At 66.6% G+C, this 20,138-nt stretch carries 18 protein-coding genes; 9 read left to right on the top strand and 9 right to left on the bottom strand.

The features are described from left to right. Positions 1–1,398, bottom strand: coding sequence for a cytochrome ubiquinol oxidase subunit I (locus H3005_RS04270; protein ID WP_191077612.1), 1,398 nt, complete (start codon positions 1,396–1,398; stop codon positions 1–3). Between the two features lie 307 nt (positions 1,399–1,705). Here H3005_RS04270 and H3005_RS04265 point away from each other — a divergent pair, with 307 nt between their 5' ends. Further along, entirely contained in the window at positions 1,706–2,248 is a 543-nt protein-coding gene (locus H3005_RS04265) for a hypothetical protein (RefSeq protein ID WP_100553997.1), read from the top strand. 89 nt (positions 2,249–2,337) lie between these two features. Here H3005_RS04265 and H3005_RS04260 read toward each other — a convergent pair whose 3' ends face one another. The 3 genes from H3005_RS04260 to H3005_RS04250 are packed head-to-tail and all read right to left on the bottom strand — an operon-like array spanning position 2,338 to position 3,570. Next, positions 2,338–2,553 (bottom strand): hypothetical protein, encoded by a 216-nt coding sequence (locus tag H3005_RS04260; protein WP_100553998.1) that lies wholly within the window; start codon positions 2,551–2,553, stop codon positions 2,338–2,340. Further along, positions 2,550–3,203 (bottom strand): sigma-70 family RNA polymerase sigma factor, encoded by a 654-nt coding sequence (locus tag H3005_RS04255; protein WP_100553999.1) that lies wholly within the window; start codon positions 3,201–3,203, stop codon positions 2,550–2,552. The genes H3005_RS04260 and H3005_RS04255 overlap by 4 nt, the downstream gene beginning before the upstream one ends. 37 nt (positions 3,204–3,240) lie before the next feature. Continuing rightward, positions 3,241–3,570: a hypothetical protein gene (locus tag H3005_RS04250; protein ID WP_100554000.1), complete on the bottom strand. Its 330-nt coding sequence runs from the start codon at positions 3,568–3,570 to the stop codon at positions 3,241–3,243. A 167-nt stretch (positions 3,571–3,737) separates the two neighbouring features. Here H3005_RS04250 and H3005_RS04245 point away from each other — a divergent pair, with 167 nt between their 5' ends. From H3005_RS04245 to H3005_RS04215, 7 genes are all read left to right on the top strand, one after another. Next, positions 3,738–6,110 carry a S9 family peptidase gene (locus H3005_RS04245; protein ID WP_191077611.1) on the top strand — a complete coding sequence of 791 codons (2,373 nt, stop codon included), beginning with the start codon at positions 3,738–3,740 and terminating at the stop codon, positions 6,108–6,110. After that, positions 6,107–6,526: an NUDIX domain-containing protein gene (locus tag H3005_RS04240; RefSeq protein ID WP_100554002.1), complete on the top strand. Its 420-nt coding sequence runs from the start codon at positions 6,107–6,109 to the stop codon at positions 6,524–6,526. The genes H3005_RS04245 and H3005_RS04240 overlap by 4 nt, the downstream gene beginning before the upstream one ends. 30 nt (positions 6,527–6,556) lie before the next feature. Beyond that, positions 6,557–7,120 carry a hypothetical protein gene (locus tag H3005_RS04235; RefSeq protein WP_100554003.1) on the top strand — a complete coding sequence of 188 codons (564 nt, stop codon included), beginning with the start codon at positions 6,557–6,559 and terminating at the stop codon, positions 7,118–7,120. Between the two features lie 33 nt (positions 7,121–7,153). After that, entirely contained in the window at positions 7,154–8,275 is a 1,122-nt protein-coding gene (locus H3005_RS04230; protein WP_191077610.1) for a hypothetical protein, read from the top strand. 37 nt (positions 8,276–8,312) lie between these two features. After that, the gene (locus H3005_RS04225) at positions 8,313–9,929 is read left to right on the top strand and encodes a hypothetical protein (protein WP_191077609.1); all 1,617 of its coding nucleotides are present in this window, start codon (positions 8,313–8,315) and stop codon (positions 9,927–9,929) included. 54 nt (positions 9,930–9,983) lie between these two features. Next, positions 9,984–10,880 carry an oxygen-dependent coproporphyrinogen oxidase gene (gene hemF, locus H3005_RS04220; protein WP_100554006.1) on the top strand — a complete coding sequence of 299 codons (897 nt, stop codon included), beginning with the start codon at positions 9,984–9,986 and terminating at the stop codon, positions 10,878–10,880. A 124-nt stretch (positions 10,881–11,004) separates the two neighbouring features. Then, positions 11,005–12,525 carry a hypothetical protein gene (locus tag H3005_RS04215; protein WP_100554007.1) on the top strand — a complete coding sequence of 507 codons (1,521 nt, stop codon included), beginning with the start codon at positions 11,005–11,007 and terminating at the stop codon, positions 12,523–12,525. 56 nt (positions 12,526–12,581) lie between these two features. Here the strand turns inward: H3005_RS04215 and H3005_RS04210 are convergent, their stop codons facing one another. Both H3005_RS04210 and polA read right to left on the bottom strand, forming a co-directional pair. Next, positions 12,582–13,064, bottom strand: coding sequence for a YetF domain-containing protein (locus H3005_RS04210; protein ID WP_089237785.1), 483 nt, complete (start codon positions 13,062–13,064; stop codon positions 12,582–12,584). Between the two features lie 315 nt (positions 13,065–13,379). Continuing rightward, the gene (gene polA / locus H3005_RS04205) at positions 13,380–16,154 is read right to left on the bottom strand and encodes a DNA polymerase I (protein ID WP_100554008.1); all 2,775 of its coding nucleotides are present in this window, start codon (positions 16,152–16,154) and stop codon (positions 13,380–13,382) included. Between the two features lie 97 nt (positions 16,155–16,251). On the opposite strand from polA, the gene H3005_RS04200 reads away from it, so the two are divergent. Next, on the top strand, positions 16,252–16,536 hold the full coding sequence (locus H3005_RS04200; protein ID WP_025878043.1) for a DUF2782 domain-containing protein: 285 nt from the start codon (positions 16,252–16,254) through the stop codon (positions 16,534–16,536). 190 nt (positions 16,537–16,726) lie between these two features. Here the strand turns inward: H3005_RS04200 and H3005_RS04195 are convergent, their stop codons facing one another. The 3 genes from H3005_RS04195 to H3005_RS04185 all read right to left on the bottom strand — a co-directional run bounded on the left by H3005_RS04195 (position 16,727) and on the right by H3005_RS04185 (position 19,718). Continuing rightward, the gene (locus H3005_RS04195; protein ID WP_025878044.1) at positions 16,727–17,173 is read right to left on the bottom strand and encodes a universal stress protein; all 447 of its coding nucleotides are present in this window, start codon (positions 17,171–17,173) and stop codon (positions 16,727–16,729) included. A gap of 219 nt (positions 17,174–17,392) precedes the next feature. Next, a complete protein-coding gene (gene rtcA, locus H3005_RS04190; protein WP_100554009.1) occupies positions 17,393–18,409 on the bottom strand; it encodes an RNA 3'-terminal phosphate cyclase in 1,017 nt (338 codons plus the stop codon). Between the two features lie 82 nt (positions 18,410–18,491). After that, on the bottom strand, positions 18,492–19,718 hold the full coding sequence (locus H3005_RS04185; RefSeq protein WP_032976791.1) for an RtcB family protein: 1,227 nt from the start codon (positions 19,716–19,718) through the stop codon (positions 18,492–18,494). Positions 19,719–20,138 lie beyond the last annotated feature (420 nt).

Below are 20,138 nucleotides of genomic sequence, written 5' to 3'. Positions count from 1 at the left end.
TCAGCGCTCCTCCAGCGGTTCGTCGGCGGCCGACAACGGCCGCGCCGGGGTGTGGCTGCCATGGTCCAGCGACGGGCCTGCGTCGTACGGCTGCGGGCCATGGCGCAGGATCTTCACCAGGTACCAGATGCCCCAGCCGAACACGAAGGCGTAGCCGACCACGTACACCGTCAGCGACAGCGCGGTCATCCACGCGCTCTGCGGGCCGACCGCATCGGCGGTGCGCAGCACACCGTAGACGACCCACGGCTGCCGTCCCATCTCGGTGACGAACCAGCCCGATATCAGCGCGATGAAGCCACTGGGCAACATCCAGTTCCAGCCGCGCAGCAGCCACGGCGAATCCAGCAGCTTCTTCCGCCACAGCTGGAAGGCCGAGACCCAGGCCAGCACCAGCATCAGCGTGCCCAGCCCGACCATGATGCGGAAGGCGAAGAACACCGGCGTCACCGGCGGCCGCTCGCTGGCCGGCACCGAGGTCAGCGGATCGAAGGTGCCGTCCAGGCTGTGGGTGAGGATCACGCTGCCGAGCTTCGGGATGGCCACTTCGAAGTCGTTGCGTTCCTCCTTTTCGTTCGGCAGCGCGAACACCACCAGCGGCACGCCCTCGCCCTCCTTGGTCTCATGCCAGTGCGCTTCCATCGCCGCGATCTTCATCGGCTGATGCTTGAGCGTGTTCAGGCCATGCATGTCGCCAACGAAGATCTGCAGCGGCACGGTCAGCGCGGCGAACGCGACGGCGGCGATCAGCATCCGCCGGCCGGCCTCCACGTGCGTGCCCTTGCGCAGGTACCACGCACCGACGCCACCGATCACGAAACAGGTGGTGATGAACGAGCCCAGCGCCATGTGCGCCAGGCGGTACGGGAAGGATGGGTTGAACACCACCTGCCACCAGTCGACCGGATGCACGATGCCGTTGACAATCTCGTAGCCGGCCGGCGTATGCAGCCAGCTGTTGGACGAGAGGATCCAGAACGTCGAAAACAACGTGCCCAGCGCCACCATGCAGGTGGACAGCCAATGCAGGCGCGGCGACACCCGACCCCAACCGAACATCATCACGCCGAGGAAGCTGGCTTCCAGGAAGAACGCGGTCAGCACTTCGTAGGTCAGCAGCGGGCCGATGACCGTGCCGGCCACTTCGCTCAGCCGCGGCCAGTTGGTGCCGAACTGGAAGGCCATGACGATGCCGCTGACCACGCCCATGCCGAACGACACGGCGAAGATCTTCTGCCAGAAGAAATACAGCTCGCGCCACACGGGCAGCTTCGTGCGCAGCCAGCGCCATTCGATGAAGGCCAGCCAGCTGGCCGTGCCGATGGTGAAGGCCGGGAACAGTACGTGGAAACTGATGACGAATCCGAACTGGATCCGCGACAACAACAACGCTTCCAAGGGACGCCTCCTGCCAGGAGCCGGTGGGATACCAGACCACTTTAGGGGGATATCGTTAAGCCGGGATGCGACCGGGTGACGCGCTGCTTCACTTTGTCGCAGGGGGAGGCGAATTCAGGAACGGGCGCGATTTCAGATTGGCCGGACAAACTGCAACTCGTCCCATATCTGCGGGCCTTCTGACGTGCGAGGCTCTTGCAGCCCCGGGTTGCTGACTGCAGTCGGCCAAGCTCGACAGGTGGTACCTCCGTTCTTGCCGAATCCTCACAGAACATCGCTCAAATCAGCCAAATCATTCAGATAGCCAATGATCACAACTCCGCAACGCCGTGAACTTCTGCGCGCACTCTATTCCACCGAAAGGCTCTACCTTGGCTTCTCAGCCTCGTCGATTTTCCAGGAGCAGCCAGCGCGCAACTTTCTGGATTCGTTGTGGAACTTGGTTGCGACAGGCGACATGCCTTCACAACGTCTAATGAGCGAGACCCATCTCTATCTCGAGAACGCCGTTCCACTCGACCAGTACGGTGTTTCAGCCGCTGACAATAAAGGCGAGGCGTTCGTTCTGGCCTTGGATTCCCTGGTGCTTTTCCTGACCGATGAACCTGCAGAATCGCTTGATTTCATCCCTGAGGAATTCGAAAGATTAGTTGTCGAGGAAGTGGTGACCGATGAGATGATCGATCAGCTGGGTCCAACACGCCAAACGCTGCTGGTCACGAAGGAGGTCGAAGCAGAGATTGACAATCATCCGCTGATCAGGGCGTTCGTCAGCCAACTTCAGCTGGACGAATGGAAGTCCAAGAGCATCGATCTGAATCCTGAAGATATTGAAAAATCGAAGGCCTGATCCAAGAGATCCCGTGGACGGATTTCAGATTGGTTCGATCTGGTTCGAAGCACTGCGGTTCTATAAATGGCTCCAGGTTTGATCTTCAATCAGTGCCAGAAGTACCAGACCGCTGCAGCCAGCAGCGCGCCGAACAACACCACCTGCACCACCACATAGCCCACCCCACTGTCGCGCGACTCAGCGGCAATGCGCTTCTGCAGCGCCTCGCTCACATCCGGTGTCTGTTCCTGCTGCGCCTGCTCACGCAACGCCTGCGCCAGCGCGCGCTCTTCCGCATCGCGAGGGTCGGTCGGTGGGTTCACAGCAGTTCTCCGGCGGTGGCGTGCCGCACCAGTTCCTGCTTCAGGACCTGGCGCGCACGGTACAGGTGGCTCTTGATGGTACCGCGGGCCAGGCCCGTCACCTGTTCGATCTCGGCCAGATCGAAATCCTCCAGATAGTGCAGGCCTACGATCAGGCGCTGCGGCGCACTCAATCGTTCCAGCGCAGCCCCGAGGTGGCGGCCGGCCTGCAATGTCTCGCTGAGTTCCGCCGGGCCCGGCCCGTCGTCACCAACGCCCAGTTCCTCGGGCGCTTCCACCGCCACCATCCACTGCGCCTCCAGCCGCCGCCGTCGCAGGTACTGCAGCGCGGTGGTGTAGGCCACGCGCGAAATCCAGGTACGCAGCGAGGATTCGAAACGGAACCGGTGCAGCTGGCGGAATACCGCCAGGAACGTTTCCTGCAGCAGGTCGGCCACCTGGTCGCGGTCGCCGACCATGCGGCCAATCACATGCGCGCAGGTGCGCTGATGTGTTTCCACCAGCTGCGCGAAGGCCGGTTGCGAGCCGTCGATGATGGCGCGCACCAGCGCCTGATCCGCATCCAGCGGCTCGGCAGGGGTGGTCGCCGCCGCGGCATCCTGTCGATGCCGCCCCCGCAATGCGGCCAGCGCTTCCCCCAGCAGGCTCATGCGTGGGGCTCCTCCTGTGCCCGCAGCATGCGCCGGCTCAGCCCTTGCGCACTGCGGGGCGGGTGAAGTGCCAGGCCAGCAGCTGACCCAGGCCGGCGCTGCCGACCATCGCGGCGGCGGCGCCGAACGTCAGGTCGCGTGCACCGATCGCCTCCAGCAGCGCCATGGCCAGTGCCAGGCACACCAGGCTGATGCCCCAGCGCAGCGCGCCCTGGCGGCGGCGCTCCTCTTCCAATACCGCCAGCGAGCGGATCACCTCTTCCGGCACGTGCGGCGCCACCAGCTTGCTGCGCGCACGCGCATCGGCGATGGCATGGATCGCATAGGCGGTGCAGATGAAGAGGGTGATCGGGATGAGTTCCTGCATGGTCGTGCTCCTGTCCGCTGGATGATGCGGGTTCAGGAGATTGGATGCGCGACCCTGCCGACCGGTTGCATCGCTTTGCCGATCCCGCTGCCATGACCTGTGGCCCCTTCCCCCGGCCCTTGCGGCTGCTACGCTTGCCCGGTTTCCTCTTCTGGTGCTGTCCGCCCATGTCCCGAGTGCTGCCCCTGTCCCTCCTGCTGTCTGCCGTGCTGGCCGCTCCGGCCGCCCAGGCCGCGCCGACGCCGATCACCATCGAACAGGCCATGGCCGATCCGGACTGGATCGGTCCGCCGGTGGAGAAGGCCTGGTGGTCGTGGAACAGCCAGCAGGTGGAATACCAGCTCAAGCGCAACGGCAGCCCGGTGCGCGACACCTTCCGCCAGCCGTTGGCCGGTGGCGTGGCCGCGCAGGTGGCCGATGACCAGCGCGGCAGCCTCGACTTGGCCGATCCGGTCTATGACCGCAGCCGCAGCCGCAGCGCCTTCGTGCGCAACGGCGACGTGTTCGTCCGCGACCTGCGCAGCGGTGCGCTGACCCAGCTGACCCGCAGCAACGAACGCGCCGCCGGCGTGAACTTCGCCGCCGACAACGGGGTGATCTGGCGCGTCGGCCAGAACTGGTTCCACTGGACCGCCGCCAGCGGCGTGCAGCAGGTGGCCAGCCTGAAGGCCGACAAGGATCCCAGCACGCCGCCGAAGGCCGACGTGCTGCGCGACCAGCAGCTGCGCACGCTGGAAACCCTGCGCCGCGACCGCGAACAGCGCGAGGCGCTGAAGGACCAGAACCAGCGCTGGCGCCAGGCCGACCCGACCCGCGCACCGGGCCCGGTGTTCCTGGGCGCCGACGTGGAGATCGTCGACAGCGTGCTGTCGCCGGACCTGGGCCACCTGATCGTGACCACCAAGCCGAAGGACTTCGATGACGGCCGCGGCGGCAAGATGCCGCTGTACGTGACCGAGTCGGGCTACGAGGAAACCGAGGACACCCGCACCCGCGTCGGCCGCAACGGCTTCGAGCCGCACACCCTGTGGTTCGTGGATGTACGCAGCGGCAAGGCCGAGAAGCTGTCGCTGTCCAGCCTGCCGGGCATCGGCACCGATCCGCTGGCCGAGCTGCGCCGCAAGGCCGGCAAGGACGCGCTGAAGGGCGAGCGCAGCGTGCAGGTGATGAGCGACTTCATGGGCGGTGGCATCCGCTGGAGCGCTGATGGCCAGCAGGCCGCGGTGATGCTGCGCGCCAACGACAACAAGGACCGCTGGATCGTCAGCGTTGCCGCTGCCGACGGCCGCGTGCAGAACCGCCACCGGCTGACCGACAACGCTTGGATCAACTGGGGCTTCAACGATTTCGGCTGGATGGCCGATGGCCGCACGCTGTGGCTGCTGTCCGAGGAATCGGGCTTCTCGCACCTGTACACCCAGGCCGGTGGCAACAAGCCGCAGGCGCTGACCAGTGGCAAGTGGGAGACCTCGGCGCCGGTGCTGTCGGCCGACGGCAAGGGCTTCTACTTCCTGTGCAACCAGCAGGCCCCGCATGACTACGAAGTCTGCGCGGTCGATACTGCTGCCCGCCAGGTGCGCGAGCTGACCAACCTCAATGGCGTGGAAGATTTCTCGCTGTCGCCGGACGGCCAGCAGTTGCTGGTGCGCTATTCCGGCGCCTACCTGCCGGCGCAGCTGGCGGTGGTGCCGAGCACCGGCGCTGGCCAGGCGCGCGTGCTGACCGATACCCGCACCGCCGACTACAAGGCGCGCCAGTGGATCCAGCCGAAGCTGGTGGCGGTGCCGTCCAAGCATGGCGCCGGCGTGGTCTGGGCCAAGTACTACGAGCCGGAAAACAAGGAACCGGGGAAGAAGTACCCGATCGTGATGTTCGTGCACGGTGCCGGCTACCTGCAGAACGTGCACCAGCGCTACCCGGCCTACTTCCGCGAGCAGATGTTCCACAACCTGCTGGTGCAGAAGGGTTACATCGTGCTGGACATGGACTACCGCGGCAGCGAGGGCTATGGCCGCGACTGGCGCACGGCGATCTACCGCAACATGGGCCATCCGGAACTGGAAGACTACAAGGACGGCCTGGATTGGCTGGTCGACACCCAGCAGGGTGACCGTGACCATGCCGGCATCTACGGCGGTTCCTATGGCGGTTTCATGACCTTCATGGCGCTGTTCCGCTCGCCGGGCACGTTCAAGGCCGGTGCCGCGCTGCGCCCGGTGGTCGACTGGCACCAGTACAACCACGGCTACACCAGCAACATCCTCAACACCCCGGACATCGACCCGGAGGCGTACCGCGTGTCGTCGCCGATCGAGTACGCGCAGAACCTGCAGGACAACCTGCTGATCGCCCACGGCATGATGGACGACAACGTGTTCTTCCAGGATTCGGTGAACCTGACCCAGCGCCTGATCGAGCTGCACAAGGACAACTGGTCGATCGCGCCGTACCCGCTGGAGCGCCACGGCTACGTGCGTGCCGACTCCTGGCTGGACCAGTACAAGCGCATCCTCAAGCTGTTCGAGCAGAACCTGAAGTGAGTGCTGCCGCGGCCACGATCCACATCGTGGCCGCGGTCATCCTCGATGATCGCGGCCGGGCGCTGGTGGTGCGCAAGCACGGTGCCAGCCGCTTCATCCAGCCGGGCGGCAAGCCCGACCCGGGCGAGGCGCCGCTGCAGGCACTGGCACGCGAACTGCACGAGGAACTGGGCGTGCGGTTGGATGCCGCCTCGGCGCTGCCGTTGGGCACGTTCGAGGACTGGGCGGTGAACGAGCCCGGCCACCGCGTGCAGGCACAGGCCTGGCGGGTGTGGATCGAAGGTGAGCCGTGCGCACGTGCGGAGATCGCCGAACTGGCCTGGGTGCCGCTGCAGCCGCCGCACGGCCAGCCCTTGGCACCCTTGAGCGAACACCATATCCTGCCGGCGGTCGCTGCCCTGGCGACGGCTCGCTGACGAAGCGGGCACCGCCCAGCCGGACAACGGATGTCAGCCTCGATTCCCCCGATTCCCGCGCCCACCCCACCGCCACCCAACAACTGGGTCGCCGCGGTGGCGCAGGGCTCGTTCTGGCTGTGCCTGCTGGTCACCCTCTACTTCCTCGCGCAGGCGCTGATGGCCGCTGCACTGGCCCGCACCGAGTTCTGGATGACGCTGGTGACAGTGGCGTGGGAGCAGCAGCTCGACGGCAGCCTGTGGTGGATGCTGAAACACCCGGCGGCCACCTCGCTGCTTGTTGCCCTGCTCTGCCTGGTCTCGACCCTGGCCAGCTGGGGCCTGTGGCGCGGGCGACGATGGGGCCTGTGGGCCTACGTGTGGATGCTGGGCCTGAGTGCGTTGGCCAACTTCGTGATCGCCTGGTGGATGGACCGCCTGCTGCTGGTATTCATCGCGCTGCTCGCCAGCGACCCGTCGGCGCAGCATGAGCTGCAGGTGCAGCGCGTGCTGTTCACCCTGACACTGGTCGGCACCTCGGTGTTGTTCGCGGGCCTGCAGGGCTGGCTGGGCTGGCGCCTGCTGCGGCCGGATATCCGCGCGCGCTTCCACTGAGTTGCATCGTTCCCGCACGACAAGGATCGTCGCATGCGTTTATTGAACTTCCTGCCCACCCTGTTTCTGCTCATCGCACTGCCGGCCGGTGCCGATGCGCTGCGGTGTGGCGAATACCGCAGTACCGATGGCGGCATGGCGCTCGTGTTCATCACCTCCAGCACCGGCTACCGCCACAACGACATCGGTGAGCCGGAGCCGCTGTGGGTCGATCGCAGTGCAGCACAGACCCGGCTGGTCATGCTCGACGATGGCGTGGCGCAGCCGATCCGGATCAGTGCTGATGGGCAGCGCATCGAGGACGACGTCGTCGTGGCCTACACCCTCCGCCAGTCCCGCGCCTGCGCCATCGAACCCAGCGCGATGGACGGCAGCTGCCGCGCCGCCGGCAGCCACTGCATCGCGCAGCTGCCTACGGCCTCGCCCGGCCAGGCCAAACGCGCGTGCAACGAAGGCGTTGGCGCGGGCTGCTCGACGGTGCTGCGACAGCTGCGCGATGCAGTGACTGCGATGGGAAGCGACGACATCGGCCCCGCGCGCTTCGAGCGCCCGGCCGTCTGCCGCGAACACACGCCCGGACATGACACAGCAGCCTGCGAGGCGCTGACCGACGATGCGCTGGCTGCCGCCATGCAGCGGGTGGGTGAACGTCTGCAACGGGAAGACGAAGACACACTGGATTCGCCCCTTCCGGCCGCTGCACGCGATCACCTGCAGCAGCTGTGCCTGCAGCACCGCAATGGCCGCTTCTGCGTCGAAGTGGCCGAACAACAGTTGATCGCGCTGGAACCTGCGCTGGCGGTGCAGGCCCTGCAGGTGGTCTGCGATGCGGGGCGCGTCAGCGCCTGCGAACGTACCGCACCATTGCGTGAACTCGGTGCCGATCTACGCCTGGTGCCGCTCCTGCAGGTGCCGTGCGGCCGTTATCAGGCCGATGGTGGCGTGATCGAGACGCTCGACTTTGGCGATGGCACACGCGCCCGCTTGCAGGAAGGCGCCGTCCACCTGCAGCAGGACGGTGAAACCCTTGTGCTGCGCCTGCTCGGCAACGGCGACCTGCTAGGCATGGACACGCAGACCGGCTACCAGCGTTACCAGCCCGTGCCCGGCACGGCACAATGCACGCCCCCGCGCGAGGGCCGTGGTTCGCCATAGCGCCTGGAGTGTCCCGTTCGATCGTCAAGGAGACGACATGCCTTCACCCGCACCGCACCGCCGCTGGCTGGCCTGGGCGTTGCTGCTGGCCACGCCGCTGGCTGCTGCACAATCGCCACAATGCGGCTTGTTCAAGGCCGATGAAGGCAGCAGCACGCTGCGTATCAGCTCACCCAATCGCGGCGAGCAGAAGAATTTCGGCAGCGCGCCGTCTCCGGTCGTCTTCCAGCAGATCGACGGAAAACTGCAGCTGGTGAGCCTGGAATACGGCCTGCCCAGCGCGCTGCAGGTGCGCGATCGTGGCCGCACCGTCGAAGTGGATGGCACGGTCTACACCCTGCAGACGCCGGCACAGTGCGCTGCGGCTGCCACACCTGCCGCTGGCAGCTGCCTGGCCGATGCGGCGGCGTGCTTGGACAATCGCGCCATCGCCCCGCTTTCCGTTCTTGAATCGGCCTGCCAGGAAGGCGTGCCGGGCATGTGCCTGCAGTTGGCTGATCGTTGGCACGATGAGGCCAAACCTGCGGTCGACGCCGATCCTGCCGTGCAGAAGGCTGCGCTCGACGCCGCCCTGTCCGGCATTGAGCTCCCTGCCGCCTGCCGCGACGGCGGCTTCGAGCAGGGAACCCCGGCCTGTGCCGCAGCCCTGGAGGCCGCCCCTGCGGTGCAGGAGCAGCTGGTCAAGGCAGCGATGACCGCAGCCATGACCGAAGCAGTGGTGACGATGGCGGCGCCCACCGCGCCGGTGATCGTGCCGGCGGAGCGCCGCCAAGCGCTGCTGCAGCTGTGCCGGAAGGTACCGCACGGCGGCTTCTGTACCCGCGTGGCTGAACTTTCCTGGGAGGCGGGAGATCCCCTGCAGGCGGTGCAGGCACTGGCTGCGGCCTGCACACCCGGCAATGAAACCTCTGCCTGCGAGCGACTGCCTGCGCTGCAGGCGGTGGGCGCATCGCTGCGACCGCAGCCCGCAACGGCCCTGCCCTGTGGCAACTACCGGTCCGACGGCGGCCTGATGGACACGCTGGATTTCGGTGACGCCGGTCTGGTCGGTGTTGGCTGGAGCAGCCAGCTGCGTGCGCGTGTCGAGAGCGGCGACATCCGTATCCGCCATGACAAGGGCGGTGACTTCGTGCTGCGTCCGCTGCCTGGCGGCCAATTGCTGGGCCTGGACAGCTGGACCCGCTTCCAGGTGTTCGCGCCCACGGGTGAGGGCGCAACCGGCTGCAGCGCACCGAAGCAGTACACGGTGCTGCCACTGCCACAGGATTGCCCGCAGGCACTGGCCGATGGCGGTGGTGCCGAGGCCTGCTGCGCACAGGGCAAGCTGCAGGGCTGCAACATCCTCGGCAACCGCCTTGCGCTGTCCGGGAACTGGCTGCAGGCCGCCGAACACTACACCACGGTCTGCCGCGCAGGAGTGCGCGAAGGGTGCGAGAACCTGGTCACCGCGCAGGGCAACGGTGCCGGTGTGGACGCACGTGCAACCCTGGAACAGCTGTGCAAGGCCGACCGGAACGGCCTCCACGTGGCCTGCGACGTGCTCGAAACACAGAACTGGAAGCTGATCGTTCTGGGGGGCGCCCTGCAGAAGGCTGCCGATGAGGCGGCAGTGGAAGACACCCCGGCGCCACGCAGTTCCAACCGCAAGCGCTGAGTCCGCCAGGGCCTGCCCGCAGCTTCGGGCAGGCCCTGCGGTAAAGTACGCGCCATGAACGAATTCGAGCGCGTTCGCGCCTACCTCACCGACCTGCAGGATCGCATCTGTGCGGCGATCGAGTCCGCCGATGGCCGCGCACGCTTCCAGGAAGACCTGTGGCAGCGTGCCGAGGGCGGCGGTGGGCGCACCCGCGTGCTGCGCGATGGCACGGTGTTCGAACAGGCCGGCATCGGCTTTTCCGATGTGGCGGGCAGCCGCCTGCCGCCGTCTGCCTCGGCCAACCGGCCAGAGCTGGCTGGTGCCTCATGGCGCGCCACCGGTGTGTCGCTGGTGTTTCATCCGCTCAATCCCTATGTGCCAACCACCCACGCCAACGTGCGCTTCTTCCAGGCGCAGCGCGATGGCGAAGTGGTGGCCAGCTGGTTCGGCGGTGGCTTCGACCTGACCCCGTTCTACCCGTTCGACGAGGACGTGCAGCACTGGCATCGGGTGGCGCGCGATCTGTGCGCGCCGTTCGGTGAAGAGCGCTACGCCGCGCACAAGCGCTGGTGCGATGAGTATTTCTTCCTGCGCCATCGCAACGAAACACGCGGCGTGGGCGGTCTGTTCTTCGACGATCTGCACGGCGATTTCGAGCGTGACTTCGCCTACCTGCGCGCGGTCGGCGAGGGTTTCCTCGATGCGTATCTGCCGATCGTGCAGCAGCGCAAGAACACGCCGTACGGCGAACGCGAACGCGAGTTCCAGCTGTACCGCCGTGGCCGCTACGTGGAGTTCAACCTGGTCTACGACCGCGGCACGCTGTTCGGCCTGCAGAGCGGTGGCCGCAGCGAGAGCATCCTGATGAGCCTGCCGCCGCGGGTGCGCTGGGAGTACGGCTTTACCCCGGAAGACGGCAGCGCCGAAGCGCGCCTGGCCGATTACCTGGTGCCACGCGACTGGCTGTAGGCGCTTCGGGTACCGGACGCTGCACGCGTTGCCGCTGTGCGGACCGCCGCCCGCGCGGCGGTGGCCCGGCTGCGGCGTGCTCTGCTTCATTTCCCCCTCTTGTCTTGAATCAAGGAAGACCGTGATGCCCGTTGTTGTTTCCCCACGCCGCCGGATGACCACCTGGCGCGCCATGCTGCTGCTCGCGCTGGCCGTGCCCAGCCTGCCGGTGGCCGCGCAGTCGATGGCCTGCGGCACCTACCTGCAGGACGATGGCAACGCCAGCCTGACCATCGAGAGCGAAGCCCACGGCTTCCTTTCGGGCCCCTACCAGGCCACGGAACGGCTGCGGCTGGTACGCCAGGACAACCTGCTGGGTACCGGCAACCTGTCCACCGGCCGCCTGGAGAACTGGGAGTTCAGCGACAACGACCGCACGGTCACCGGCGGATACCACACGTTCCACCTGAAAGCAGCGGCCGCCTGCAAGCCGGTACCGGAGATGGTCGAAGGCAGCTGCATGGCCGACACCAGCGACTGCCTGGAGGCACTGCCTGAGGCCGCGCCCTTGCAGCTGCACGCCTGGTGCAGCGAGGGCGTGGAGGCAGCCTGCACCCAACTGCAGGAGACCTACCAGCGCCAGGCCAAGGAGGCGCAACCGCAGCGTGCCCAGGCCGAGCCGCAGATGCCGGCCTACTGCCGCGATGATGCATCGCCCGAGGAGGGGGAAGCCTGCATGGCCGTCATGAAGGCCATGGCCGGCGAACTGATGGGCAGGGCGGTGATGGGTCTGGAGCAGACGCTGGACGCACCGCTGCCCGCAGCACAACTGGATGAACTGGCGGCGCTGTGCGCGCAGCAACAGGGCGAGTCGTTCTGCAGCAATGTGGCCGAGGCGCTGTGGAACGGTGGACGCCTGCAGCAGGCGCAGCAGGCCCTGCAGCGCTCGTGCACGCAGCGCGAGGGCAGCTACGCCTGCGGCCCGGCCAAGGGCCTGGCGATGCTGACTCCGCTGGCGTCGTCGGCGCTGACCCCGGTCGCAGCTACCGCGCTTCCCTGCGGCCGCTTCGAGGCCGAGCTTGGCCTGCTGTCGTCGCTGCGGTTCCTGGATGCCGGCCTGGTCGAAGTGGAGGGTGTTGGCACCCGCCTGCGCGCACGCGTGCAGGACGGCAGGATCCTGATCAGTCGTGACGTCGGCAGCGATTTCGTGCTGCAGCCACTGAGCAACGGAACCTTGGCCGGGATGGACAAGGACAACCGCTACGGCTACTACCAGCGCATGGACAAGTCCGCGACGAGCTGCCAGCCGCCGCCGGCATTCGTGGAGATCCCGCAGCCGCTGGACTGCCCGATCCTGGCCCGCAAGGGCGGCGCCGCGTCATGCTGCAACGACGGCAAGCTGCTCGGCTGCAAGGTCGCGGGTGAGGAACTGCACAGCGCGGAGAAGTGGGCACAGGCCCAGCCCTATTTCATCAAGCTGTGCAGCGCCGGCGTGCGCGATGGCTGCCTGGGGCTCGCCGCAGGCTATGCGCATACCGCCGACCCCAAGGTTCCGCAGACGATGGCGGCGATCTGCGCCAAGGACGGCAAGGGCACGCATGTGGCCTGCGATGTGGACGCCACACGCGACTGGGCGGGCATGAAGGCGCAGGCGGCCGAACAGTAAACCGTAGTGCCGTGGGCCGGAGGAATACTGCCTCCGTGCCCACGCTGTGGCGCGCCTCAATCGTCCTTGCGCTTGGGAATGATGGTGATGTGGCCGTTGGTTTCCAGCAGCGCCAGTTCCACCTCTTCCACGCCGATGCAGCTCTGCTGGCGCATGGCGACCTCGAAATCGGCGCGGCTGACCAGCTCGCGCCGCAGCACGCTGTCGAAGAGCTTGCCGTTGCGTGCGATCACCACCGGTTCGCCCTCGATCAGCCGTTCCATGCGGCGGCTGCGGGCGGTGATCCAGCCCACGCCGTAGTTCAGCAGGATCAGCGTGGCGGCCAGCAGCAGGCCACCGGCCAGCGACGTATCGGTGCCCAGCAACGCGTTCTGCACCGCGTTGCCGAGCAGCACGATCAGCAGCACATCGAACGGCGTGACCTGCCCCAGCGCGCGCTTGCCACTGAGCCGGACCATGCCCAGTACCACCGCGTAGACCACCACCGCGCGCAGGATGAACTCCCACCACGGCATCGCCAGGGCGAACAGATCGGGCATTGCGGATTCCCCTGCTGAGCGATGGCCCAGCGTGGCGCAGCAGCGCACAAATAAAAAGCCCCGCTGACCAGGGGGAGGTCAACGGGGCCGGGGAACGGGTGCTTGGGGAGGAGCCCCCGTTCCGAGATCTGCTCCAGGGGATGGGAGAGATCCACAACAGGCATTGCGCCTGTCGGGAGTTATAGAAGCACTCCGAACACTAACGGTTCGTGAAGGGGCCCAATTTAATAAGCACCCCTCAGGGGAACATTCATGTTCGAGTCAGAAATATCACGCAAATGAACGAATTCACGGCGTTTTCGGCCTGAATGCGACTCAGTGCGCCTCATCCCAGTTACTGCCGGTGCCGGTATCAACCACCAGCGGCACGCGCAATTGTGCTGCTTGCGACATGTGCTGCACGACATTGCTGCGCAGCTCTTCAATGAATCCGGTCTCGGCTTCGAATACCAGTTCATCGTGCACCTGCAGGATCATCCGCGCCGGGGCACCGCTGTCACGCAGCCACTGATCCACCGCGACCATGGCGCGCTTGATGATGTCGGCGGCCGTGCCCTGCATCGGGGCATTGATCGCCGCACGTTCAGCGCCGGCACGCAGGCCCTGGTTACGTGCATGAATGTCGTTCAGGTACAGGCGGCGACCGAACAGCGTCTCCACGTAACCCTGCTCCCGGGCCTGCTCGCGCATGCGCTCCATGAAGTCGCGCACGCCCGGATAGCGGCTGAAGTACAGCGCCACGTAGTCCTGCGCCTGGCCGCGGTCGATGCCGAGGTTGCGGGCCAGTCCGAACGCGCTCATGCCGTACATCAGGCCGAAGTTGATCGCCTTGGCCGCGCGACGCTCGTTGCTGGTCACTTCTTCCAGGGTGCGGCCGAACACCTCGGCGGCGGTGGCGCGATGCACATCGGCGCCCTGCTCGAAGGCGCGCACCAGGCCCGGGTCTCCGGACAGGTGGGCCATGATCCGCAGCTCGATCTGCGAATAGTCGGCCGCCAGCAGCTGGAAACCTTCCGGGGCGATGAACGCGCGGCGGATGCGGCGGCCATCCTCGGTGCGGATCGGGATGTTCTGCAGGTTCGGATCGGACGAAGACAGGCGGCCGGTGGCGGCGCCGGACTGGTGGTAGCTGGTGTGCACCCGGCCGGTGTCCGGGTTGACCATCTCCGGCAGTTTGTCGGTGTAGGTGCTGCGCAGCTTGGCCAGGCCCCGGTAGTCGAGGATCACCCGCGGCAGCTCGTGCTGCTCGGCAATCGCCTCCAGCGCCTCTTCATTGGTGCTGGGCTGGCCCTTGGGGGTCTTCACCACCGCCGGCAGCTTCAGTTCGTCGAACAGCACCGCCTGCAGCTGCTTGGGCGAATCCAGGTTGAAGCTGCGCCCGGCCAGCTCGGTGGCCTTCTGCTGCGCGGCCAGCATGCGCGAGGACAGGTCCTGGCTCTGCCGGCGCAGTTCGTCGGTGTCGATCCGCACGCCGTTGGCCTCGATGCTGGTCAGCACCGGCACCAGCGGCATCTCGATGCTGCGGTACACGCTGTCCAGGGTCGGTTCGGCCAGCAGCTGCGGCTGCAGCGCGTGGTGCAGGCGCAGGGTGATGTCGGCGTCTTCGGCGGCGTAGCGGCTGGCCTCGTCGATGCCCACCTGCGAGAACGAGATCTGCTTGGCGCCCTTGCCGGCCACCTCCTCGAACTTGATGGTGTTGTAGCCCAGGTAACGCAGGGCCAGCGAATCCATGTCGTGGCGGGTGGCGGTGGAATTGAGCACGAAGCTCTCGAGCATGGTGTCGTCGTGGTAGCCCTGCACGTCCACGCCATGACGGCGCAGCACATGCAGGTCGTACTTGCCATGCTGGCCCAGCTTCTTCTTCGCCGGGTCCTGCAGCATCGGCCGCAGCGCATCGAGCACCTGTGCCAGCGGCAGCTGTGCCGGTGCGCCCGGATAGTCATGGCCGACCGGGATGTAGGCGGCCTTGCCCTGCTCCACCGCCAGGCTGATGCCCACCAGTCGCGCACGCATCGCATCCAGCGCGTCGGTCTCGGTATCGAAGCTGATCAGATCGGCCTGCTGCACGCGCGCGACCCAAGCCTGCAGCTGCTCTGTGGTCAGCACGGTCTCGTATTCGCCAGGCGCTGAAAGCGCAGGATCGAGCTCGCCCGCCGGCGGCGCTTCGGCGCTGCCACGGGCAAAGCCGGCTGCGGTGCCGCGCAGGCTCGGGGTAGCCTCGCTGACCTGCGCCGGAGCGGCGATCGGACCACCCAGCTCCTTCAACGCCTGGGTGAAGCCGTAACGCAGGTACAGCTCGCCCAGCGTGGGCACGTCCGGATCACGCAGGGCCAGTGTGGTCGGGCTGGCGTCCAGCGCGACGTCGGTGCGGATGGTCACCAGTTCCTTGTTCAGCGGCAGCCGCTCCAGCGCGGCGCGCAGGTTCTCGCCGATCTTGCCCTTCATGGTCGGCGCGGCCGCGATCACCCCGTCCAGATGCTGGTACTCGGCCAGCCACTTGGCCGCCGTTTTCGGCCCGCACTTCTCGACCCCGGGCACGTTGTCCACGGTGTCGCCCATCAGCGCCAGCAGGTCGACGATCTGGTCGGCACGCACGCCGAACTTGTCCATCACCGCCGCGTCCGAATCCATGCGGCTGCCGGTCATGGTGTTGACCAGTTCGATGCCCGGCCGGACCAGCTGGGCGAAGTCCTTGTCGCCGGTGGAAATGGTGACCTTCAGGTCCTGCGCCACGCCCTGCAGGGCCAGGGTGCCGATCACATCGTCGGCCTCCACGCCGTCGATGCGCAGGATGCTGATGCCCAGCGCTTCAACGATGCGGCACATCGGCTCGACCTGGCTGCGCAGTTCGTCGGGCATCGGCGGGCGGTTGGCCTTGTACTGGTCGTACAGGTCGTCACGGAAGGTCTTGCCGGGGGCATCGACGACGAACGCGACGTAGGCCGGGCGTTCCTTCAGCGTCGAGCGCAGCATGTTGACCACGCCGAACAGCGCGCCGGTGGGCTCACCCTGTGCATTGGACAGGGGCGGCAGCGCGTGGAACGCGCGGTACAGGTAACTGGACCCGTCGATCAGGACTAATCTGCTCATGTGTCGATTCTACGCGCCTGTTCCTGCATCGCGGCGACACGGCAGCGACGCGGCGTTGGGGCATAATCAAGGCTCTTTCCAGGCAAAGGCCCCGCCGATGAAGACCCTGATGCTGGCTTCCCTGCTCCTGCTTGCTGGCTGCGCCAGCATGGGCGGCGCAGGCGCTCCCCCGGTGGACGTCAAGGGCGCGGATGTCTCCAAGCGCACGATGGACAACGGTGACACCATCGAGGAGTACCGGGTGTCCGGCCAGCTGCGCATGGTCAAGGTGACCCCGGCGCGCGGCGCCCCGTTCTACATGTACGACAAGAACGGCGATGGCCGCTTCGACAACGACAAGGACGGTGTGTCGCCGGTGTACTGGAAGCTGTACAGCTGGTGATGTAGGCAGGGTCGGATCCCTTTCCGCAGGAAAGGGCTCTGACCCCATCAAGGCGATCGGCGATGTCCATCCACCCATGGGGTGGATCTACTGGATGTTTCGGTGGCCTTATCCGCCGGGCGCCGGAAAAAACAACGCCGGCGCGCATCCTGCGGCCGGCGTCGGGTCCCCTCCCCGGGAACGCTTTGTATCAGCGGATGACCAGCACCGGCAGCGTGCTGCGCGCCAGCACCTCGGCGGTCTGGCTGCCCAGCAGCACGCGGGTGACACCGCGGCGGCCGTGCGAGGTCATCACGATCAGATCGCTGTTGCGCTGGCCCGCCGTCTCGATGATGCCGTCGGCCGCATAGCGGTCCAGCACATGCACCGGATTGGCGGTGATGCCCTGCTCGGCCGCCTTGGCCAGGGCAGGCTGCAGCACCTTCTGCGCGCCTTCCTCGCGGTCGGCCTTGTACTCCGGGCTGTTCATGTAACCCACGCTCCAGCCCATGGCGTCGTACATGCCGACGGCCCATGGCTCGGAGACGGTGACGATGTCGACCTCGGCATTGAGGTCCTTGGCCAGCTCCAGGCCCTTGGCCAGGCCCTTGTCGGCCAGCTCCGAACCGTCGGTGGCGATCAGGATGCGCTTGTACATGGTGGGGCTCCGCGGTGATCTACCCAGTGGGAACGACACCATTACATACCCGATGTGGAGATCGTGCCTTGCGCAGGATCAATCCGGCAGCGCGCAGCGATGCCTGCGCAGCGCGGGTTGACCGGCCAATGCGCGGCCGGGCATCGCCCGGCGCAACATGCCCAGGATCGACACGCGGCTGCGATACGCCGGTAGCGCCGGGCCATGACCGGCGGGCACTCAGGCCTGCACCGTCACCCGCCAGCCACCCTCGTGCGGTTGCCAGTCGAATTCCACCGGCAGGAACTTCTCGATCAACCGCGCATTGCTGACCAGGTGATCGCTCAGCACATGGGTGGTGAACGCACCGCCGCCCGCCAGCGCCATCGGCAGCAGCAACTGGTCGGACAGGTACTCGCCAACGGCACCCGCCCCGTCCAGGTACTGCTTCACCTGCCCGGCCAGGCGCGCGCCGACCTGCTCGGCGGAGACACTGCGCTCGCCATGCCCGCTGAACACCTCCACGTGGTCGCCATGCCGCACGCGCACCAGGGCAACGTTGCCCGGTCCCAGCGCCGGCCGTATCGACTGCACGTTGCGCGGATGCGGGTCCACGCCCAGCGTCTCGGCCAGTACCTGCAGTTCGCGCAGGCCGATGCCGCTGGACAGACCGGACATCAGCACCTGTGCCTCGATCGCCTGCAACGGCGCACGCACCTCCAGCGACGGCGGCTGCAATGCCCCGCACGGCTGCACCTGCACCTCCATCACGCCACCGCCTGCCGGGTGAAAGCCGTGCTGCAGCAGCTGCATCGACGCCTGCACGCCCATCCGTTGCAGCGCCGGCAGATAGCTGTCGGCGATGAAGTCCGCACTGGGCGCCAGCGGGTTGTGGGTACCGCCTTCCAGGCGCAGCTGCGACGCCCCCTGCGCGCGCCACAGCGCCGGCAGCACGGTCTGCAGCACCAGCGTTGCCGAGCCGCTGCTGCCGGTCGCGAAATGATAGTCGCCAGCGCTCACCGCACCCGGCTCGAAGCGAAGCGAGGTAGCGCCCAGTTCTGCACCGTGCACACACGCGTTGCCGACCCGCGCCGCGGCGTTCACCGCGGTCAGGTGCTGGCGCATCAATCCCGGCTTACGCCGGATCGCGCGGATGTTGTGCAGCGTGAAGCCTGTGCCTGTGCACAGGCTCAATGTCAACGCCGAGCGCAGCAGCTGTCCGCCACCATGCCCGCCATCCAGTTCAATCATGTCCATCTGTCTGTTCCTCCATGCCCGTTGTGTCGATGCCGGGCCCTGCTGCCGTGCGCGGCGCAGTGTACGCCGCGCACGGGCTGCCTCATCCCTTCACGCACACCACCTGGCGCAGCGTGTGCACGATCTCGACCAGATCGCGCTGGGCCTCCATGACCGCCTCGATCGGCTTGTAGGCCGCCGGCGATTCATCCACCACCTCCGCATCCTTGCGGCATTCCACGTGCGCGGTGGCCTTGGCGTGGTCATCCACCGTGATCAGCTTGCGCGCCTGGGTACGGCTCATTACGCGGCCGGCACCGTGGCTGCAGCTGTGGAAGCTGTCCTCGTTGCCGAGGCCACGCACGATGAAGCTCTTGGCCCCCATGCTGCCCGGAATGATGCCCAGCTCGCCCTTGCGCGCACTCACCGCGCCCTTGCGGGTCAGCATCACTTCCTTGCCGAAGTGGGTCTCGCGGTTCACGTAGTTGTGGTGGCAGTTCACCGCCTCGGCCTCGGCCTCGAACGGCTTGCTGATCACCGTACGCACTGCGGCCACCACGTTGCGCATCATCACCTCGCGGTTCATGCGTGCGAAACGCTGTGCCCAGTCCACTGCGAACACGTAGTCGCCGTAGTGCTGGCTGCCCTCGGGCAGGTAGGCCAGGTCCTGGTCGGGCAGGTTGATCATCCAGCGACGCATTTCCTGCTTGGCCAGCTCGATGAAGTAGGTGCCGATGGCATTGCCCACGCCACGCGAACCGGAGTGCAGCATGAACCACACGCGCTGCTCCTGGTCCAGGCAGACCTCGACGAAGTGGTTGCCGGTACCCAGCGTCCCCAGGTGCTTGAGGTTGTTGGTGTTCTTCAGGCGCGGGTGACGCTCGCAGATCAATGCGAAGTCGTCCACCAGCTGCGCCCAGCCTTCCACCGCCAGTTCCGGCGGCGTGTCCCAGCTGCCCTTGTCGCGGCCACCGCGGGTGACGCTGCGGCCATGCGGCACCGCCCGTTCGATCGCGCTGCGCACAGCGGACAGATTGTCCGGCAGGTCGCTGGCAACCAGCGTGGTGCGCACCGCGATCATGCCGCAGCCGATGTCCACGCCCACTGCCGCTGGAATGATCGCGCCGATGGTCGGCACCACCGAACCCACGGTCGCGCCCTTGCCCAGGTGCACGTCGGGCATCACCGAAATCCACTTGTGGATGAAGGGCAGCCTGGCGATGTTCTGCAGCTGCTCGCGCGCCTGGTCTTCCAGCGGCACGCCGCGGGTCCACAGCTTGATCGGTGCAGCACCCGGCTGCTGGATCACGTCGTAATTGAGGGTGGTCATGGTGATGTTTCCTTTCATCCAAAGCAAAAACAAAGAAGGTGCGGTGACAAAGGTGGTGGAACATTCCGTCCCCCACGTTGCCGTGGGGGGCGGCCGGGACTTGAACCCGACCCCGAAGGGCTTCCGATGTAGTTCCACCTGCATTCCCCGCGCAACGAAAGCGAAGGTGCCGGCAGCACGACAAGAATCTGGAGGAACATCCTGCTCTACCACTGAGCTACCGCCGCGTTGCCGCGGCAGGCGGGAGTCGAACCCGCGACCTGGAGCTTAAGAGGCTGTAGTTCCTCCGGCATTCGCGCTGCCGGCGGTGAATCGGTGGCACCGTTGCCGGTGCCGTTTGAAAAGGTGCGGTGACAAGGGAAGTGGAACGTCTGCTTCCTCACGACAGGCAGGAAACGCGGGACTCGAACCCGACCCCGA

The organism is Stenotrophomonas sp. Br8 (genome assembly GCF_014763005.1).
In the GTDB taxonomy this organism is placed as follows: domain Bacteria; phylum Pseudomonadota; class Gammaproteobacteria; order Xanthomonadales; family Xanthomonadaceae; genus Stenotrophomonas; species Stenotrophomonas lactitubi.
This window is presented reverse-complemented; position numbering and strand designations above follow the sequence as displayed.

What these genes read in the sequence shown, in the direction of transcription:
- H3005_RS04265 (WP_100553997.1), top strand. Translation starts at nt 1,706, where the DNA reads ATGATCACAACTCCGCAACGCCGTGAACTTCTGCGCGCACTCTATTCC.
- H3005_RS04255 (WP_100553999.1), bottom strand. Translation starts at nt 3,203, where the DNA reads ATGAGCCTGCTGGGGGAAGCGCTGGCCGCATTGCGGGGGCGGCATCGA.
- H3005_RS04250 (WP_100554000.1), bottom strand. Translation starts at nt 3,570, where the DNA reads ATGCAGGAACTCATCCCGATCACCCTCTTCATCTGCACCGCCTATGCG.
- H3005_RS04245 (WP_191077611.1), top strand. Translation starts at nt 3,738, where the DNA reads ATGTCCCGAGTGCTGCCCCTGTCCCTCCTGCTGTCTGCCGTGCTGGCC.
- H3005_RS04235 (WP_100554003.1), top strand. Translation starts at nt 6,557, where the DNA reads ATGTCAGCCTCGATTCCCCCGATTCCCGCGCCCACCCCACCGCCACCC.
- H3005_RS04230 (WP_191077610.1), top strand. Translation starts at nt 7,154, where the DNA reads ATGCGTTTATTGAACTTCCTGCCCACCCTGTTTCTGCTCATCGCACTG.
- H3005_RS04225 (WP_191077609.1), top strand. Translation starts at nt 8,313, where the DNA reads ATGCCTTCACCCGCACCGCACCGCCGCTGGCTGGCCTGGGCGTTGCTG.
- hemF (WP_100554006.1), top strand. Translation starts at nt 9,984, where the DNA reads ATGAACGAATTCGAGCGCGTTCGCGCCTACCTCACCGACCTGCAGGAT.
- H3005_RS04215 (WP_100554007.1), top strand. Translation starts at nt 11,005, where the DNA reads ATGCCCGTTGTTGTTTCCCCACGCCGCCGGATGACCACCTGGCGCGCC.
- H3005_RS04210 (WP_089237785.1), bottom strand. Translation starts at nt 13,064, where the DNA reads ATGCCCGATCTGTTCGCCCTGGCGATGCCGTGGTGGGAGTTCATCCTG.
- polA (WP_100554008.1), bottom strand. Translation starts at nt 16,154, where the DNA reads ATGAGCAGATTAGTCCTGATCGACGGGTCCAGTTACCTGTACCGCGCG.
- H3005_RS04200 (WP_025878043.1), top strand. Translation starts at nt 16,252, where the DNA reads ATGAAGACCCTGATGCTGGCTTCCCTGCTCCTGCTTGCTGGCTGCGCC.
- H3005_RS04195 (WP_025878044.1), bottom strand. Translation starts at nt 17,173, where the DNA reads ATGTACAAGCGCATCCTGATCGCCACCGACGGTTCGGAGCTGGCCGAC.
- rtcA (WP_100554009.1), bottom strand. Translation starts at nt 18,409, where the DNA reads ATGGACATGATTGAACTGGATGGCGGGCATGGTGGCGGACAGCTGCTG.
- H3005_RS04185 (WP_032976791.1), bottom strand. Translation starts at nt 19,718, where the DNA reads ATGACCACCCTCAATTACGACGTGATCCAGCAGCCGGGTGCTGCACCG.